We start from the raw sequence: 18,296 nt of genomic DNA on the forward strand, positions 1-18,296 counted from the left end.
AAGCAGTTTTTATATGAGTTAGAAAATAGACCTGAAAACAAATAAACTAAATAAGTTAAATTATTTTTCAACTTTAAAAACTGTTCCGCAATATGGACAGGCATTTGATTTTTTGTCTTTAAGGTCTATAAAAACTCTAGGATGTAAATTCCAGTTTTCATGATATTTTGTTGGACAACAAACTCTTTCACCTTTCTGCACCTTGATAATTCTTTGCTCTTTTTTCATTTTTAGCGTTTTTTAAAAAGTACTAACTAGCTAAATTCTAACAAAAATTAGCCCAAATTAGTAATACAAAAAAAAACTTAAATGGCATATACTAAGCCTTGTTATTAAAATAAATAAAGGTAGCTGACATATGAAAAGATTATACACTACAAATATGTCAACAAGAGTTTCTAAAACCAAGTGGGACATTTTAGCTTTATCGATAGTTTTGCTGATTTTGTGTATATTTGTATGGTCAACATCTGGGTTAGGAGGAGTTGTTGATTATACTGATCAAGCAAGTGTACAAAAATATTCAGAAGTTTCACTAAGCTTGTGGTTATTGCCTTATTACACTGCTGAAACAACCATACGTATGTTTATTGGTTTAGCTTTTTCTTTACTAATAACTTTTATATTTGGGACATGGGCAGCAAAAAGTAAAAGAGCGGAAAGTATAATAATACCAGCTGTTGACATATTGCAATCAATACCAATACTTGGTTTTTTTGCTATCACAGTGTCAGGCTTTTTAGTGCTTTTTCCTAAATCCTTATGGGGTGCTCAATCTGCGGTTATATTTGGGATTATAACTGCTCAAGTATGGAATATGATTTTGAGTTTTTACCAATCATTAAAAACTATACCAAAAGAGCTAAACGAAGCTGCTGATATGTATCAGCTATCAGCATGGCAAAAATTCTGGAAACTTGAGGTTCCTTTTTCTATGCCAGGGTTAGTTTGGAACACTATGATGTCGATGTCAGCATCTTGGTTTATGATAGTTGCTTCTGAAACTATAGTTGTTAATTTTGGTGCATCACAGTCAATTTCAGTGAATTTACCCGGGATTGGTTCATTTATCGATGCTGCTAATAATACTCGAAATTTTATAGCGGTTGTCGCGGCTATTATTACTATGCTTATAACTATAATTTTATATGATCAACTCTTATTTAGACCTTTGGTTTCGTGGTCAGAAAAATTTATGTTAGGGGAAACTCAGTCTGAAGTACATGCTAAGTCTTGGTTTCTTAAAATTTTACAAAAGTCGGTAACTATAAAGTTTTTTACAGCTCTATTTGGTAAAGTTATGGAGCAGGTTATTAATAGTAACTTTTTTAAAAAAGACCTAGCTAAAGCATATAACCAAAAAAGACATAAAAGAGAAGAAAAAAAAGAAACTATGTTACAAAAGATTATATGGTTTGGCTTTATATCATTAATTGTATTAGCTCTTTTTTACTTTGCTTATGAAACTATCTTTGGTAAGGGAGATGTTTATTTACTTGACGTTTTTGAAGCTTTGTATGATGGGCTCTTTACTGGTTTAAGGGTAGTTGTTTTGATATTAATAACTTCTCTTATATGGGTCCCTATAGGTGTGTGGGTTGGAATGCGTCCCAAAATAGCTCAAAAAGTGCAACCATACGCACAGATGGCAGCGGCTTTTCCAGTAAATGTACTTTATGGAGTGTTTGGTACTTTAGTAATTACCTTTAATTTAAATTTTAATATCTGGTGTATTTTGCTAATGGCACTTGGTACACAGTGGTATATTTTATTTAATGTAATTGCCGGGGCTTCAGCAGTACCTGAAGAGTTAAAACTTGCTGCTAGGAATATGCAGTTAAAGGGTATGACTAAATGGCGAAGGTTTCTCTTTCCAGCTGTTATGCCATACTATGTAACAGGAGCTATAACTGCTGCTGGTGGTGCATGGAATGCAAGTATAGTATGTGAGTATATAAATTGGGGGAAAGATTCTGTTATACAAGCCACAGGTTTAGGTAGCTATATTACTAGATATACTAATATGCAGGGTGACCATACAGCTAATGTACTTTTAGGTGTTATTGTGATGAGTATATTGGTAGTATCTTCAAATAAACTTTTTTGGCGAAGACTTTATAACTATGCAGAAAGCCGTTTTAGTATGAATATGTAGCATAGGGGATAAAATAAATGAGTAAAAAAATATTTACAGTAGAAAACCTTAGTAAGAGTTTTTTAATTAAAGGTGAACATCTTCTTAGAGTGTTAGACAACATAGACTTCACCTTGCACGAAGGAGAGATCGTCGCGTTATTGGGGAAATCTGGCTCAGGTAAGTCTACCTTGCTAAGGATTATAGCTGGTTTACTAAGCCCTACTACAGGGGAAGTTCTATATAGAGGCAAAAAAGTTTCAGCTCCAGTTCCTGATATATCTATGGTCTTCCAGAGTTTTGCGCTTATGCCATGGTTGACAGTGTTGCAAAATGTGGAGTTGGGTTTAGAGGCTCGTAATATAAGCTCCCAGGAGCGTAGAGAAAGAGCTTTAAAGGCTATAGATATGGTTGGGCTTGATGGTTTTGAGAACGCTTATCCCAAGGAGCTTTCTGGTGGTATGAAACAAAGAGTAGGCTTTGCTAGAGCTTTGGTATTAGAGCCAGATGTGCTTTTAATGGATGAGCCATTTTCAGCTTTAGATATTTTGACAGCTGAGAACTTAAGAGAAGACTTATTAGAGCTTTGGGAAACCAATGATGCGATGAAGGGTATTTTATATGTAACTCATAGTATTGAAGAAGCAGTATTAACTGCTGATAGAATTATTATATTTGGTAGTAACCCTGGCTTTATCCGTGGTGAGTTAAAAGTTAATATTCCTCATCCAAGAAATTACCAAGATCCTGCGGTGGCAGACTTGATAGATGAAGTCTATAGAATGATGACTACAGCTCAAACTAAAGAGCTTACAGAGCGAATGAATAAGAAAACAGCAATGACTATTGGTTATCGTATACCTGATGTTGATATATCAGAAATGAATGGTCTTTTAGATGAAATGTCTGATATTAAAAATGCTGATGCTATAGACTTATCACAATTAGCAGATGAGTTGCACCTTGATATTGATGATTTATTCCCAATTATTGAGATATTATCTATTTTAAGATTTGCAGAAGTTTCAGATGGTGATATTAAGATGACAGCTATGGGACGTAAGTTTATTGATTCAAATATTGATGAGAGAAAATTTATATTTGGTAGATTATTCTTAAAATATATTCCATTAGCAAGACATGTGGTTAAAGTTTTGAGTGATAGAGAATCAAAATCAGCTCCAAAAAGTAGATTTCTTGCTGAATTGGATGATCATCTCCCAGCAGACGTTGCAGCGCGTGTATTTGACACATTTATTGATTGGGCACGTTATGCAGAGCTTATTTTCTATGATTCAAACACAGGCATGCTTTCTTTAGATGAGAACGCTGTTGAGTATATTAAGAAAATGTAATGATCAACCGGAGCAACCCCCATAAAAAATAAAAACATTTTTGCTATGTTATTTATATTTAATTTGCTTTTATTTAGGTATATCATTATAGATCTATAAATTAGCGAGCGGATTTCATTTGTATATGCATTGAGATTTTAAGCAAAAAAAGGGTAGTTATGTCTTATAATACTTTTAAAAATAAAATATTTAAGGTAGCTTTTTTAAGTTTGGTTTTCGGAACTAACTTATATGCTGAGCAAAATACTGAGGTAGTTTCACAAGGAGGACCTCTTGGATCTACAAGTATTGGACAACAGAATCTTAGCTTGTCAGGATCTTCTCCTGGAAATAATAGTTCTAGTAGTCCAGGATCACAACATATAGATGAAAAAGAACTGTTGATGCAATTACAACTTCAGATTCAGCAATTACAGGGACAAGTAAACCAGCTTAAATCTCAGCAAGGAAATTTTAAAAATACATCAGGAGGTAGTTCACAGTTTACTACCTATAGCTCTAAAGTAGGAGGTAATAATTTTGGATCTATGGAAAACTATCTTGACCTTGGTACACAGAGAACTAGCGAAATCGATCCTAATGATATAACTTCAAGTATAACTCAAGAAAATTCTATAGCAGCTAGTAATAGCCAGAGTGGAGGGATATTCGCTTCAAGTAGAGGTGTTGATGTTGGTGGCACACCAGCAATTACAACTCAAGGTCAAGTAAGTTATTTAGGTTCTTATTCAGGTAATAACACTATTCCAATAGCTCAGATTTCAGATAACTTGTTTTCTTCGAACATATTGGGTCAAAGAGATAAATTTGATGATTACTCGGTATTCTTTGGTGGTTATATAGAAGCAGATGCCCAAACTTGGTTTGGCAGTCAAATACAGAGAATATCAGGGGGTGATTTTCCAGCGACAGGGCAAAACATTTATTTGACTGCTGCAAAATTATATTTTCTTTCTAATTTGGGACATTATGTTACAGCCCAGTTTGATTTTGATACAAGTGAGTCAGGAGATTTTAATTTAGGCAATGCCCTTGTAATGTTTGGTAACTTAGATACTTCTCCATTTTTTTTAACTGTAGGTAGAAATTACTTATCCGTTGGTACATATGGCGGCGGTGGACCCTGGACTAGAGGTATTATAAAAGCGTTTTTATATCCTGAGCGAGTAACGAATGTATCACTAAACTATAAAACAGATACTATTAATACTAACATAGCAGTGTTTGGCTCAAATGATAAACAAGCTAACTTTTCTACAGGCTTTTTCTATGCAGACTCTCTGACAGAAAAATTATCTGCAGGTTTTAATGCTGGTTATATATATAATCTAGCAGGAACAGGAAATAGTACTATTACAAGTTTCTTAAAAAGCAGAGGTAGAGAAAATGAAACTATAGGTGTTATTAACTTCGATGGTAACTTATCATATGCTGCATTTGGAGGTAATATACAGGTTCAGGCTGGTTGGTCAGCAACAACTAATGCAGAAGATTTTAATGAAAGTGGTAAAAATGTTAATGCTGGAGCATGGTATGGTGGTATAAACTACGCGTTAGTTTTAGCAGGAAAAGGTACCAACTTTAACGTTACTTATGGTCAGTCTTATAATGCTGCTAAAATCCCAATGGGTTTGTCAAATGCTTCCACAGCAGTTGGCAAATCTACATTTGGTATTAGAAATCAGCTTATTTTCTCTGCTCAGAGGTCATATTTTGACAATAACGTATTATTTGGTCCAGAGTATTCGTATCAAGCACTGTATAATGGTGAGCATATGAACACAATAACTTTAGATTTATCAGTTTACGTTTAAGCTTATATTTACCTAAAGCTATAAGTTATTTAATTGGTTGTGTTTACATAGTCATTTTAAGTTCAATATGTTTTATATTAGTTTATGTTTATTATAGCATAATAATGAGCTGAAGGTTCCGTGAGGCTGACTTTTTTATTTGAGTTTATGTGATTGTCAGAAAGTGTTGATAAAGTCATATATATCATATAATATCTTAAGTCTTTTATGTCGTTAGAGGGTTAAATTTGAGTAATAATATTGAACTATTTTTACATTCATCTAACTATATATTGTTAGCAGCAGGTTTGATATTGTTTTTTGCAATAGTATCACAGTATCTATCATGGAGGCTTAAGCTTCCATCTATACTTTTTTTGATCTTAAGCGGAATTATTCTTGGTCCGGTATCTGAAGTGGCACTTCCGATGGGTTTTAAGTTAGTAGATGGTGATATTATATTTGGTGAAGCTCTTTCGCCGTTCGTTTCGATTTGTGTGGCAATTATCTTATTTGAGGGAAGCTTATCACTTAATTTTAGTAGGATAAAAAATGTTAGTAGAGTAGTTTTTCTGTTGGTTACAGTAGGCTTGGGTTTAACAGTAATTTTTACAGCTTGGTTTTGCTACTACGTTGTAGGCTTAAATATGGAGTTGTCATGGTTAATTGGAGGGGTCACTTGCGTAAGTGGTCCAACAGTTGTTCCTCCTTTGATGAGATCTGTTCGTCCAAAGCGCCATATTGCAAACATCCTTAAATGGGAGTCTATCATAGTAGACCCGATAGGAGCTTTAGTTGTAGTTTTTATGCTCTCATGGTTTGTTATTGGAGGTAATTTTTCTAGTGAGGTAAACGATGGTATAGGATTATTTATAGCTTATATGATATTTGTTTGCCTACTTGGTGTTATAGTGGGCTTCATTGTAGGCTATCTAATAGGAGTTAGCTTTAGAAGACATTACATGCCAGAGTACCTTAAAAGTTTTTTTGTTTTAGCTGTAGTTGTTGTAGGTTTTATTGTATCAGATAGCATTATGCATGGTGCTGGACTGCTGATGGTTACCATAGCTGGTTTAGTCATGGCCAATATGAAAGATATTCGCATGACAGATATAGTTTCTTTTAAGGAAAACCTTAGTATAGTGATTATATCTATACTTTTTATCGTACTTAGTGCAGAAATTGATTTTAGCTTAGTAAAGGAGTATTGGCTTTACCTGATAGAGGTTTTTATTTTTTTACAGTTCATATTACGTCCTTTGGTTATTTATCTATGTACCTTTCGTTCAAAAATATCTTTGAGTGAAAGATTTGTTATGGGGATGATATATCCTCGAGGTATAGTTGCAGCTTCAGTAGCAGCGCTAGCATCTGTTAAAATAATTAAAACACAACCAGAGCTATATGATGAAGCTAACACATTAGTATTTTTTGTGTTTATGATTATTGTATTTACAGTAATCTTTCAAAGTGTATTTGCTCCTTTTATTTCTAAGTTGCTTAAAGTTACTGAACCAGAAGGTAAAGGTTTTTTGATTATTGGTGGAAACAGATTTGCTCGTGAACTTGCAGAAGTTTTTGCTAAAAACGATATAGATGTGATAATTACAGATTCCTCTTGGACAAATGTACAGAAATGTCGTCAGCTAGGTTTAAATACCTATTATGGTAGCCCAGTATCAGTACACGCTGATTGGAGTATTAGTTTAGTGGGGATAGGTTCAATGTTGGGATTATCGACCAGTGAATATGTAAATGCTGTTTCAGCAATGAAATATAAACACGAATTTGGTGCAAATAACACATATGTGCTAAGAGCATCTCAGAAAGAAAGTTACAAAGGCATAGGTTCTATAGAAACTAATTTAGCTACCTTATTATTTGATGAAGGAATAGACTTTAATGTGCTAATTGAGAGACTTAATCAGGGAGCTAAAATTAAAAGTACTAATATAACTCCTAACTATACTTTAGAAAACTTTTTTGTTGATAATTCTAATGCTGTTCCTTTATTTATTATTGACAGTAATGGCTATGCTCAACCTTTTTTTAGGGATAAAAAAATTAAACCAGAAAGCTATAGTTTGGTATCATTAAGAGACGATAACAAAAATAAAGAGCAATTATGTCTAGGTGTATAAGAACTTTTAATAGCAAACACCCTCTAATTGCCGAATCGGCGTACATAGATCAGTCAGCTGTTGTGATAGGTGATGTGGTTATAAAAGAAGATACTTCTATTTGGCCACAAGTAAGTGTTAGAGGAGATTTATTAAATATATCGATAGGTAAATGTAGTAATATTCAAGACGGCAGTGTTCTGCATACTACAGAGTATCCAAAAGACTCTGGTGACGGTTATGACTTAAAAATAGGTGAGTATGTGACTGTAGGGCATGGGGTCATATTGCATGGTTGCCATATAGGAAATAATTCATTAATAGGTATGGGAGCTATAGTTTTAGATGGCGCGGTTGTAGAGGAAAGTGTTTTAGTCGGTGCTGGAAGTTTAGTTCCTCCTGGAAAAAAATTAGAGTCTGGCTATATGTATTTAGGTTCACCAGTAAAGAAAATCCGCCTATTAAACGAAAAAGAAAAACAAGATATTATAGAAAATGCAAAGCATTATGTTACGACTAAAAATAGATATAAAGCAGAAATTTAAGTTTGCTATATTTTTTATATTATCGACTCTATTAGTTGCATGTTCTACTTTGGATATAAACACTATGGATGCACATAGGAAGTTCAATAGAGCTAAATTAGACTCACAATTGTTAGATCTTGATAAATGGCAAACTAGTGGTGTGATAGGTATTATTTATAATAATAAAGCTGACTCTGCTAATTATACTTATTCTCAAGACAAAGATAGTTTTATTATGAACCTTTATGGACCTTTAGGTATAGGGAAAATAGAAATTTCAGGTGACAAGAACAAAGTCATTTTAAAAGATAGTGAAGGCAAAATTTTTGAAGCTAGAGATGTTAAGACATTAATGCTAGATGAATTAGGTTGGTATATTCCCTTAGAGGGACTAAAATATTGGATCAAAGCTATAGCTGTGCCGCAACTTCAAGCAAATCTCAAATTAAATACTAATAATCTAACAAAGGAACTTTCGCAACAAGGTTGGAAAATAAGCTACCAAAGCTATGAGTTCGTAGATCAAAGATATCCACTCCCAACAAAATTTAGAATGTCTAGAGATAATATTTTATTAAAAGTAGTTATAAAATCATGGCAGATTTAAAAATTAAAGCATACAATAGTTTTGCAAAGATAAATCTATTTTTACATGTGCTTAACAAACGTGATGATGGTTACCATAATTTACAGACTTGGTTTACTTTTGTAGATTTGAAAGATCAGTTGAAATTTAATTTCAATACCTCAACTAACATAAATATAAAAAGCGATATAACAATAGCCTCAAAAGAGGATAATTTAATTTTTAAGGCAATTAAAATATTTCAGCAAGCCTATGGTGTGCAATGTGTTGGTGTTGATATTGAAGTGATTAAAAATATTCCAATGGGTGCAGGTTTAGGCGGTGGTAGCTCAAATGCAGCAACTACTCTTATAGCTATGCGTGATCACTATACTCCAGATGTTAAAAACTCGGAAATGATAAGTTTGGCGACAAAACTTGGAGCAGATGTACCAATTTTTTTATATGGTCGTTCTGCATGGGCAGAAGGTGTTGGTGAAGTATTGTATCCAAAGGATTTCAACACTAAGTTTGTTCTGTTGGTTAAGCCAAATATTCATATTAATACAAAGGAATCTTTTGGTAGTAAGGAACTTATTAAAAGTTCTAAACTATTGTCAAAAGAGTTAGAATTTGATAGTAACATCATGCAAAACGTTTTTGAGAAAGTATTTTTTGCAAATTATCCAGATTTTGAGAGTCACCTTAGAAGTTTAGATGCTAATTTTAGAATGACAGGAACTGGATCATGTTTTTATTTATTTTCAGATGATAGGGCAAGATTGCAGCAACTTGCAACAAAAATCAATAAACCTCTTGACAAGTGGCTAGTTAAGACATTAAACTATGTCTACTAACTTTTAGGTTAGTTGTCTGTTGGGCTATCGCCAAGCGGTAAGGCAACGGGTTTTGATCCCGTCATTCCCAGGTTCGAATCCTGGTAGCCCAGCCATAAAATATTTAACAAATATTCCACTATACCTGAAATAACACCACTGATTTTTTGGCTAAAAATAATATATAATTAGATGATTATAGAACTGAACTAATTATATAAAATTATGGAAAATTATCATATTGGTATCTCAGGTCAAAAATGGGGTCAAGTAGAAAAACAACAATGGTTAGTAGAACAAAAGTTTAAGCGCTCTTACCAAGAAGAAGTAGTCACTAAGATAAAAAAGCTAGCTAAAGACTTTGATATAGAAATATATGGCAAGTTAGAGTATCCATCAGTAGGTAAATATGACTTGTACGCTATAAAAACAAAAAACTGGGATGACTCAAATCCATATGTCCTAGTAACTGGTGGGGTGCATGGTTATGAGACAAGTGGAGTTCAGGGAGCTATTAGCTTCGCGCAAACAAGAGCTTTAGAATATTCAAAATATTTTAATATCATAATTTTACCGTGTATTAGTCCATGGGGTTATGAAACTATCAATCGTTGGAATCCAGATGCTGTAGATCCTAATCGTTCTTTTTATTTAGGTAGTGCCTCCCTAGAAGCTACCAATGCTATGAAGTATATATTTTCTTTTAATGTGAATATATCTATGCATATAGATTTACATGAGACTACAGATACTGATGATAGTGAATTTAGGCCGGCACTAGCTGCTAGAGATGCTATAGTAATCGATAAATGGGGTATAACAGATGGATTTTACCTAGTAGCAAATCAAAATAAGCTTGAGAGGGGTTTTCAAGAGTATATAATCGCTGCTGTAACTAAAGTTACTCATATAGCAAAGATTGATGATAAAGGACAAATATCTGGAGAAAAAGCAGTTATTGACGGTTTAACAGAATGTGATTCAGCAGGTTCAAAACTTTGTATGTCATTTACTGATGCTGAGTACACGACTACAACAGAAGTTTACCCAGATAGTCTTAAAACTAATCCTGATGAATGTATACAAGCACAAGTCGAAGCAGTAGTTGCTGCATTAGAGTATTTGAAATTATAAGAGCAAAGCAAGGTCGGAGTCAGTTTAGAATGTTAAGTGGAATTATAAATGTCGCAGAATTTCTTATAAATATAGTTTTTGGATTATATGCTTTTATTCTTTTATTTAGATTTTTCTTACAATGGGTGAAAGCAGATTTCTATAATCCTATTTCCCAGCTAGTCATGCGAGCGACAAATATAATTATTCTCCCTATAAGAAAGTTTGTACCTGGTTTTTTTGGCTTAGATTGGTCATGTATAGTTGCGACATATTTTATTTTTATTTTAGAAAATCTACTTTTAGCTTTACTAAAGGGTTTGGGTATAAGTTTAGTGTTTATATTAGCTAAGCCTATTTTAGATATAGTTTTTGCTGTTATAAATATGTATGTATACTTAATAATAATTAGAGCTATAGCTAGCTGGTTTATCCAAGGTGGATATAACCCTTTGTTTATAATCATATTTCAAGTTACAGAACCTTTGTTAGTCACAGCGAGAAGGTTGATAAAACCGCGTTCAGGTTTTGATTTTTCACCTATTATTGTAGTGGTAAGCTTATTTTGTATCCAGATTTTTCTACAAAGTATACTATTACAGTTGTTCTTGTAAGTTAGATGTATAAGGTATCTGTATATATTCAACCAAATTCCTCAAAAACTGAAATTTGTAGAGAATATAAGAGTTCTTTAAAGATAAAAATATCATCTCCAGCTGTAGATGGTAAAGCTAATAAAGCTGTAATAGATTTTTTATCCAAGCAATTTAAGATTAAAAAGAAAAATATAATTATAGTTAAAGGTATAACATCTAGACAAAAAGTTATAGCTTTAAATGTAGATAAAATTCCAGATTTATTAGAAGGGTACCTAAATCTTTCTTAAAACCATTCGATAAGCTGAATCTCCACTTTGATAGTATTTTGGAATAGTTTTATAAATAGCAAAGCTTAGTTTTTGATAAAGAGCTATAGCATTTGAATTATTTACATTAACTTCTAAGTATATGTTTTTTTTCGAATTAGTTATTAGGTAATTAAGTAAATTTTTTCCAATACCTTTACCTTGGAATTTCTTAGTTACAGCTAAAGAATATACTCGGATGCTTTTTTTATATTCAAAGCAAAGTATATAACCAGCTAACTGGTCACTTATCTTAGCAACAAAAAATAGTTTCTGCTTTTTTATATTGTATCTAAATTGTCTCTTAGATATTTGGTCACAATTAAAAAGAGAATATTCTAAATCTACAAGTGATTGTAGATCATCTAGATTAGCTTTATAAATTTGCATAAGGTAATTTCTTATAGTTCATCCTGTTTAGGAATTCTAACATTATAGTTGAATAAAGTTGTTCGCCTACATAAGCATCTTCTATATCAGAGTCAATAGATGGGTTATCATTAATTTCTATAACCATAGGTTTACCATTGACTACCTTAATATCTATACCATACAAGCCATTACCGATAGTTTTTGCAGCTTTAATAGCAGTTTTTATTATAGATTTTTCAACTTGATGTATAGCAAAAGCCTCTGTGTTACCATGTTGAGTAGATTTTTTACTATGGTTAGTTATTTGCCAATGTCCCTTTGCCATATAGTACTTACAGGCGTAGATAGGTTTGTTATTTAATATACCTATACGCCAATCAAATTCAGTGAAATAGTATTTTTGGGCAATGATTATAGATGATTGTTGAAACATATTTTCTAAAGTCTTCTGTAATTCTTCAATAGTTGAAGCTTTCTTCACTCCTTTTGAGAATGAGCCATCTGGGATTTTAAGTACTATTGGTAAACTTAATTCAGCAACTAATTCATCTAAAGGTAAAGTATTATCTTTAAAAATTAACCGGGCTTCAGGAGTTGCTATTTTATTTTTAACTAGTAAATTATGCAGGTAAACTTTATTTGTACAACAAATTATTGATTTTGTGTCATCTATAACAACTAAATTATTATCTTCTGCTTTTTTAGCAAATCTATAACTATAGTGATTTATAGAAGTTGTGGTCCTAATAAATAGCCCATCATACTCAAGTAACTTCATATAATCATCTTGAGTAATCATATCTACATATATTCCTAATTGGTTAGCAGCTTTTTTGAAGTTTCTTAACGCTTTAGGGTCACTAGGTGAAAGAATTTCGTTAGGATCATGTAAAATAGCAAGATCATATTGATAGGTTTTCTTATTTTTCTTTTTACGCCAAACTTTAGTACTAAAATTATTTAATGCTTCAGCAAATAGGCTTTGTTCTTGATCACTTAGTGAGCTTATATTAGCTATTTCTAGATTTTTGAAATGCCAAAGGGAGTCTTTTTTTTCTAGTTTTATTGACAATAATGGAGCTGGATACATTTCAAATAGCTTTTTAGCTATTTTTTCAAAGCCTTTTAGATTTGTTGCTCCAAAGAAAATTCTAATATCTACTATATTATTTTTAGCAATATGATTAAGAGCATTATGGTTTATTTTTAGAGCAAGTTCAGTAAGATGTATTTTTTCAAAATGTTTTATATTGTTAAGAGTTGTTACACTTGGAATTATTGTATCATTATTAGCTTTTGCTAGTAGGCAGGCATAGTACCCTTGTTCTAAATATGCCATTTTCTCTGACAAATTAATTATATAGCTTGGTTTTTGGCTTATATTTTGTAGATATCTATCTATAGTTATTAAATTTTCTGATGGATAGTAAGGCGACCAATCGTTTTTATGATCGATAAGTATTTTTAGAGATTTCATATGGTCCTTAAATATATGATGGACTAAAAAGCATTATTATTATCTACCTTTTCTTTAAAAATACAACCTAAAAAAAAATATTAATAATTTTATATTTTTAGCTTAAAAAAGTTTATTAGATAATATAGTCTTATAGTGTTGGTAAATAAAAAATGTGTGTAAAGAGTTGGTTATAATTCGATGGTTACTTGTTTTACCTATTTTATGCTGTTTAAGTTCATGTAAGCCATATCATGATATAGAAAACTATAAATATGATAACAGCATTATTTTAACTGGAGTTGTTAGCTCAATCCCAGAAGATGATAAAAAAGAGTTAGAATTTACCTTCCATTCATACAAATATGGTAACCTTCTTTTAAAAGCTAACAAAGAATATGCGGTTTACTTAATTCCAGCAAACAAATTACAATTAGAAGTAAAGTTATATAAACCTCATGAGTATAGTAATGTTAATTCTTTCAATTATGTTGAATATTTGCGGCATAATGGGATAGTTGCTTTAGGTAAGTTAATACCTGATTCTGAGATAAAATTCCAAGGTACAGCTATTAACTATTTACCTGAGCGATTAAGATATTATTTATATAACTATTTAAAAACTGATTTACAAAACTATAAATCAGTAGAGCTAATATTAGCTCTACTGATTGGTAAAAAAAATTTTAGTCAAGAGCAACAAAACTTATTTTTAGGATCAGGAACCTCACATTTGATGGTTATATCTGGATTACATGTTGGTTTATTAAGCTTTATAACTTTTGTGATAGTTAGAGTTTTATGGTCATTTTCGCAAGCATTATGTCGTAAGCTTCCAGCACAATATATAGCAGTATTTTTTTCTATGGTTGTAGCTTTTATTTATAGCTTGCTCGCAGGTTTTAGTTTACCGACTCAAAGAGCCATTATTATGCTTTCTGTAGTAGCAATATTATGGCTTTTTAAAAAAAGAGTTTCTGTGGTCAGATCACTTAGTTTAGCTCTAATTTTGATACTAACATTAGATTTAAATTCTATCTATAGCGCTAGTTTATGGCTAAGTTTTTCAGCAGTAGCATTTCTTATATTCCTTGCAATTATTTTGCAACAATATAAATCAAAGTTTTTATCGTCTTTACTAAGTCAGAGTTATTTGGCTATTTTTCTTATACCAGTATCAGTATATTTTTTTGGTAGTTTTTCATTGGTTTCAATTGTAGCAAATTTAGTTGCTATTCCTTTAGTTAGCTTGTTAATCGTACCATTATTATTTTTATGCTTAATTTTGTCATTTTTTGGTATCAAATTGTGGATTATCCCTAGCTTTTTATTAGGAATTTTAAAATCATACTTAGAATTTTTAACTCATCACATCCAGTTAGTAAATTATTTGGGATATTTTTCTATTATTGGTTTAATTATAGTTATAGTTGGTTTGATTTTAGTTTTTTTACCCATAGGGAAGTCATTACGTTTGTTGGGTCTTTCGCTATGTTTAGTTTTCTTCCAACCTTTTGAAAATATCACAAAAAAACATCAAAGTTTTCAGATACATGTATTTGATACAAAAGAAACTATGGTCTTGCTGCAAGATGATGGGATAAGCTTGCTTTATACATCAAATAAAAACTTATCTAATAATTTCTCTCTAAAAGCTAATTTATTGAAATATCTGGAATTACAAGGAATAGATCATTTAGATTATTTAATAGTTTCTGGAGATTCTAATTATACTGATCTTTCTAACATAAGAAAACTAATATCTATAAATACTACTATTACTAATATTGCTACAAATATACCTGTCCAGAGATGTGAATATCATAATAACTTTTTATTAGAGCAGGTAAACATTAAGCTTTTAGGAGAAGATAATTATTGTTCTATTAGCTTTAAAGTTGGTGAAATTGGGTTTTTAATACTAGATGGCACTTCTATTGCTACGCAACAAAATATTTATAAATTATATAATGGCGTTATTAGTCCAAATACTATTATTTCATCAAAGGTTCCTTATTTTAAGTTTATTACTAGGTTTAAGCCAGAATCTTTTATATACATTTCAGATAAAAGTTTAGTAAAAGAGAATATTAGTCTGTTTAGAGATAGTAAAACTAAGATTATAGATACATATAATAATGGGGCAGTTACACTCAAAATTGATAAGCAAAAGAATGTCTTTTTAGAGAGTTTATTGAAGAATTATTAAATTTTTTTATAAAAACAAAAACAAAATTAAATAAAGACTCTTATATGGTACACTCTAGATAACAAAAAGAAGTAAGAGTTAAAGAGTGTTTGCAAAAAAATTAACATTCACATATTTCATTTCTATAGTTTTGATTTTTAATGCTGGTTGGATAGATAGTGTAGTCCTGTATAAGTCATTTGGTGCTAGTGTTGCAGCAATGACAGGTAACTATAGAATTTTAGGTCATAGTATAGCTGATTACGATTGGTATTTTGCCTATGAAGTGGTTGTTCTAGTCTTTGGATTTATTATAGGAGCTGCTATAAATGGTATTGTGATCAAAACAGATAGTTATGTTATCTCAGAAGAGCATACAAAATCTTTAATTTTGCAGAGCTTTGTGATGTTAACAGGAACGATCCTTATAGATGTATTTACTCATCATAGAGTTATTGATGACCTTTTTCTGGCTATGGCGATGGGTATGCAAAATAGCTTTACAACCTTATTTTTCGGTAGTTTTGCTCGTACGACCCATATGACTGGTACTACAACGGATTTGGGTATAGAAATAGGCAGAGCTTTAAAGGGGTCAAGAAAAGACCTTTGGAAAATCCCTTTCTTTTTTGTATGTATAATAATCTTTATCGTAGGAAACGCTGCAGGTGTTTTTTGGGTTAGAATTTTTGGGCAGTATTTTACACTTATGCTTTTTCCTTCCGTGTTGTTACCAATCTTTGTAGGAGTTATGATCCTTTGGACGTATAGTATGAAAGTAAAACAGCATCATCCATAAATGGTAAACAAATAGTAAAACAAAAAGCAAAACATTTTAGAAAAATTGGCAACATAATTTCTAAAAATGTTTTTTAATGAAAAAAATTTATATACAGAAGCTTTTCAATCTACATCTTTTACACAAGGGACTAGGTTCATTTTTTTTAATTCTTCCCATGATTTACTAGGACAGTCTTTATTTTTTTCCACTGGCATGCAGTACCCTTCCCAACCTCTATATTTTTGAATTTCAAGACATTTTTTAAAGCTTTTAACGCTTAAGTAGGCAGGCGTCCATGTAGCTGGATTTGAGCCGACTAATTGTTCTTTTTGCTTAGATTGACCAATTTTTTGTATTTTAGTTTCATCGATGTTTTTAGAAACAGGTGGGGTGTCTATTGATATTTGCTGCGTACTAACAGTACTTGATCCAGATGTTATATTTATACTCGTGCCTTTGTAAGTATTTGCAAAACTAAGAGTCGTAATAAAAGTAAGACTCAAAAAAAACGTTTTCTTCATGTATTAATATTTAGTATTTTATTGTTAGTTATATAATATTTATTTTTTTATTAGTATTCAAGGAGTAGTTACTTTGATAATACTTGTTTAATTTATAGTTTGGACAAAACATAAATTTTAGCAAATTTTTCTTTTTAAAAACTATAGTTTTAGATGTTGTATTATTAGATGTACTTTTGTTTCTAAATGCCTGTGTAAAAGATATTATCCATATGGTTATATGTTTGTTTAGTTGATAATATTTTCTTGGGAGTTTTAGGTTATTTTTTAAGTTTTTTCATTTTTTATTTTAGTTTGCTGTTTTCTTTCTATAGATATTGTTCTTCTTAGTAGGGTGTCATAAATAGGTTTTTGGTGGTGTATATATGTTAGCATGGAGGCACTAAAGCAAGTAATCATTAGAGGGAGTAGAAGCTGATAATTCCAGGTCATCTCAATTACTAATACTATTCCTGTTAAAGGAGCTCCTACTGTCGCTGTAAATAAGGCACTCATCCCTGCAACAGCAAAAACACCAGCATCTACACTATATTGCGGGAAAAGGGCGTTTACACTCATTCCATACGCAAGACCAAATATAGTTCCTAGAGCAATCATAGGTGCGAAAATACCACCAGTAACGCCTGTGCTGTAAGAAAAGATGACACCAATAAACCTTATGGCGAATAATAGTAATAACATTTTCACTGGAAGATTGTAATCTAGAGCATTTGCAATAACTATATATCCACCTCCAACAGCATTGGGTGAAATTACAACCCCAGCACCAAAGATTACACAGACAAAAATTACTAGAGCCCAATATCTTTTGCGAGAGCCTCCGGAAAAGAAATCAGCTGTTTTTATAAGGATTTTATTAAACAATAACCCAAAATAACCAAAAAATATCCCTAATATCATAAAAAGCCAAAGCGTATCCTGAGGAACACTAGAAAAAGCCTCAACTCTTATAGCTGGAGGGTTCCCCACGATAGACCTAGAAACAATAATGCTTGTGATACATGCTATTAGCACACATTTTATAGCAGACACACTAAATCTGAACTTTCTATTCATCTCCTCAATTACAAAGATTATTCCTGATAGAGGTGTATTAAAAGCAGCAGCTAAGCCAGCGCCTGCACCAGCAGAGACTACAGCATTAGCGTATTTTTTAGTTAGTTTAAATTTATCGACAAAAAATTGTGCAATAGCTGCAGCAATATGTATAGAAGGTCCTTCTTTACCAACACTTAAGCCTGACCCTAGTGATAGCAGCCCACTAAGGAATTTTACAGGGGCAACTCTTTTTCTAAGTTTACGGCAACCTTTTAGCGCTCCTTCTACTTCTTGTATACCACTGCCTCCTGCTTCATTAGCAAACCTTTTTATAAGATATAAAGAAAATATTACCATAGATATGGTAATTATTATTGAGACAGTAATTTGCAAATAAATGTTATCACCGCAGTAGGCAAATAGCATTTTTTTGAAATTAGCTATAAGATCAAGTAATAATTCGAAGGATGTTGCAACTACTCCAATTATAACCCCTAAAAGCCCTCCACAGAGCACTAGCACCCAAAGATGTCTGTTATTTGTATAATACCGATCTAAGACTTTATTGCTCATAGACGCTAAAATTAGGTTGT

17 protein-coding genes and 1 tRNA gene are annotated in these 18,296 nt (G+C 31.8%); 13 read left to right on the plus strand and 5 right to left on the minus strand.

The features are described from left to right. Positions 1-60 precede the first annotated feature (60 nt). On the minus strand, positions 61-228 hold the full coding sequence (locus tag SD28_RS07855) for a zinc-finger domain-containing protein (RefSeq protein WP_069774103.1): 168 nt from the start codon (positions 226-228) through the stop codon (positions 61-63). Between the two features lie 130 nt (positions 229-358). Between SD28_RS07855 and SD28_RS01405 the strand changes: the two genes are divergently transcribed. The 11 genes from SD28_RS01405 (at position 359) to SD28_RS01455 (ending at position 11,329) form a co-directional block, all read left to right on the plus strand. Then, complete coding sequence (locus SD28_RS01405; RefSeq protein ID WP_039123364.1) at positions 359-2,155, plus strand: ABC transporter permease; 1,797 nt, start codon at positions 359-361, stop codon at positions 2,153-2,155. A 17-nt stretch (positions 2,156-2,172) separates the two neighbouring features. Further along, a complete protein-coding gene (locus tag SD28_RS01410; RefSeq protein WP_039123367.1) occupies positions 2,173-3,489 on the plus strand; it encodes an ABC transporter ATP-binding protein in 1,317 nt (438 codons plus the stop codon). Between the two features lie 158 nt (positions 3,490-3,647). Then, on the plus strand, positions 3,648-5,303 hold the full coding sequence (locus SD28_RS01415) for a DUF3573 domain-containing protein (protein WP_052251851.1): 1,656 nt from the start codon (positions 3,648-3,650) through the stop codon (positions 5,301-5,303). Positions 5,304-5,530: 227 nt separating this feature from the next. Further along, positions 5,531-7,423 carry a cation:proton antiporter gene (locus tag SD28_RS01420; RefSeq protein ID WP_039123368.1) on the plus strand — a complete coding sequence of 631 codons (1,893 nt, stop codon included), beginning with the start codon at positions 5,531-5,533 and terminating at the stop codon, positions 7,421-7,423. Next, the gene (locus SD28_RS01425) at positions 7,408-7,947 is read left to right on the plus strand and encodes a gamma carbonic anhydrase family protein (RefSeq protein WP_039123369.1); all 540 of its coding nucleotides are present in this window, start codon (positions 7,408-7,410) and stop codon (positions 7,945-7,947) included. Before SD28_RS01420 ends, SD28_RS01425 begins: the two co-directional genes overlap by 16 nt. Further along, entirely contained in the window at positions 7,898-8,536 is a 639-nt protein-coding gene (gene lolB, locus SD28_RS01430; protein WP_039123370.1) for a lipoprotein insertase outer membrane protein LolB, read from the plus strand. The genes SD28_RS01425 and lolB overlap by 50 nt, the downstream gene beginning before the upstream one ends. Then, a complete protein-coding gene (gene ispE / locus SD28_RS01435) occupies positions 8,524-9,351 on the plus strand; it encodes a 4-(cytidine 5'-diphospho)-2-C-methyl-D-erythritol kinase (protein WP_039123372.1) in 828 nt (275 codons plus the stop codon). The genes lolB and ispE overlap by 13 nt, the downstream gene beginning before the upstream one ends. Before the next feature lie 20 nt (positions 9,352-9,371). Continuing rightward, positions 9,372-9,446, plus strand: a tRNA-Gln gene (locus SD28_RS01440). Positions 9,447-9,552: 106 nt separating this feature from the next. After that, entirely contained in the window at positions 9,553-10,464 is a 912-nt protein-coding gene (locus SD28_RS01445; RefSeq protein ID WP_179943830.1) for a M14 family metallopeptidase, read from the plus strand. A 29-nt stretch (positions 10,465-10,493) separates the two neighbouring features. Continuing rightward, on the plus strand, positions 10,494-11,057 hold the full coding sequence (locus SD28_RS01450; RefSeq protein ID WP_039123374.1) for a YggT family protein: 564 nt from the start codon (positions 10,494-10,496) through the stop codon (positions 11,055-11,057). 5 nt (positions 11,058-11,062) lie between these two features. Further along, positions 11,063-11,329, plus strand: coding sequence for a DUF167 domain-containing protein (locus SD28_RS01455; RefSeq protein WP_039123377.1), 267 nt, complete (start codon positions 11,063-11,065; stop codon positions 11,327-11,329). Here the strand turns inward: SD28_RS01455 and SD28_RS01460 are convergent. Together SD28_RS01460 and SD28_RS01465 are read right to left on the minus strand one after the other, a co-directional pair. Continuing rightward, on the minus strand, positions 11,315-11,737 hold the full coding sequence (locus SD28_RS01460) for a GNAT family N-acetyltransferase (protein WP_039123378.1): 423 nt from the start codon (positions 11,735-11,737) through the stop codon (positions 11,315-11,317). The genes SD28_RS01455 and SD28_RS01460 overlap by 15 nt on opposite strands. Next, positions 11,724-13,196, minus strand: a complete 1,473-nt coding sequence (locus SD28_RS01465) for a RimK family protein (RefSeq protein ID WP_039123379.1) — start codon at positions 13,194-13,196, stop codon at positions 11,724-11,726. The genes SD28_RS01460 and SD28_RS01465 overlap by 14 nt, the downstream gene beginning before the upstream one ends. A gap of 154 nt (positions 13,197-13,350) precedes the next feature. Between SD28_RS01465 and SD28_RS01470 the strand changes: the two genes are divergently transcribed. Next, positions 13,351-15,384, plus strand: a complete 2,034-nt coding sequence (locus SD28_RS01470; protein WP_244877007.1) for a ComEC/Rec2 family competence protein — start codon at positions 13,351-13,353, stop codon at positions 15,382-15,384. 85 nt (positions 15,385-15,469) lie between these two features. Then, positions 15,470-16,162, plus strand: coding sequence for a YoaK family protein (locus SD28_RS01475; protein WP_039123380.1), 693 nt, complete (start codon positions 15,470-15,472; stop codon positions 16,160-16,162). Positions 16,163-16,266: 104 nt separating this feature from the next. Here SD28_RS01475 and SD28_RS01480 read toward each other — a convergent pair whose 3' ends face one another. Together SD28_RS01480 and clcA are read right to left on the minus strand one after the other, a co-directional pair. Continuing rightward, positions 16,267-16,665 carry a hypothetical protein gene (locus SD28_RS01480; protein ID WP_039123381.1) on the minus strand — a complete coding sequence of 133 codons (399 nt, stop codon included), beginning with the start codon at positions 16,663-16,665 and terminating at the stop codon, positions 16,267-16,269. 267 nt (positions 16,666-16,932) lie between these two features. Continuing rightward, positions 16,933-18,276, minus strand: coding sequence for a H(+)/Cl(-) exchange transporter ClcA (gene clcA, locus SD28_RS01485; RefSeq protein ID WP_039125701.1), 1,344 nt, complete (start codon positions 18,274-18,276; stop codon positions 16,933-16,935). Positions 18,277-18,296: the final 20 nt, after the last annotated feature.

The organism is Allofrancisella guangzhouensis, from assembly GCF_000815225.1.
Classification (GTDB): Bacteria; Pseudomonadota; Gammaproteobacteria; order Francisellales; family Francisellaceae; genus Francisella; species Francisella guangzhouensis.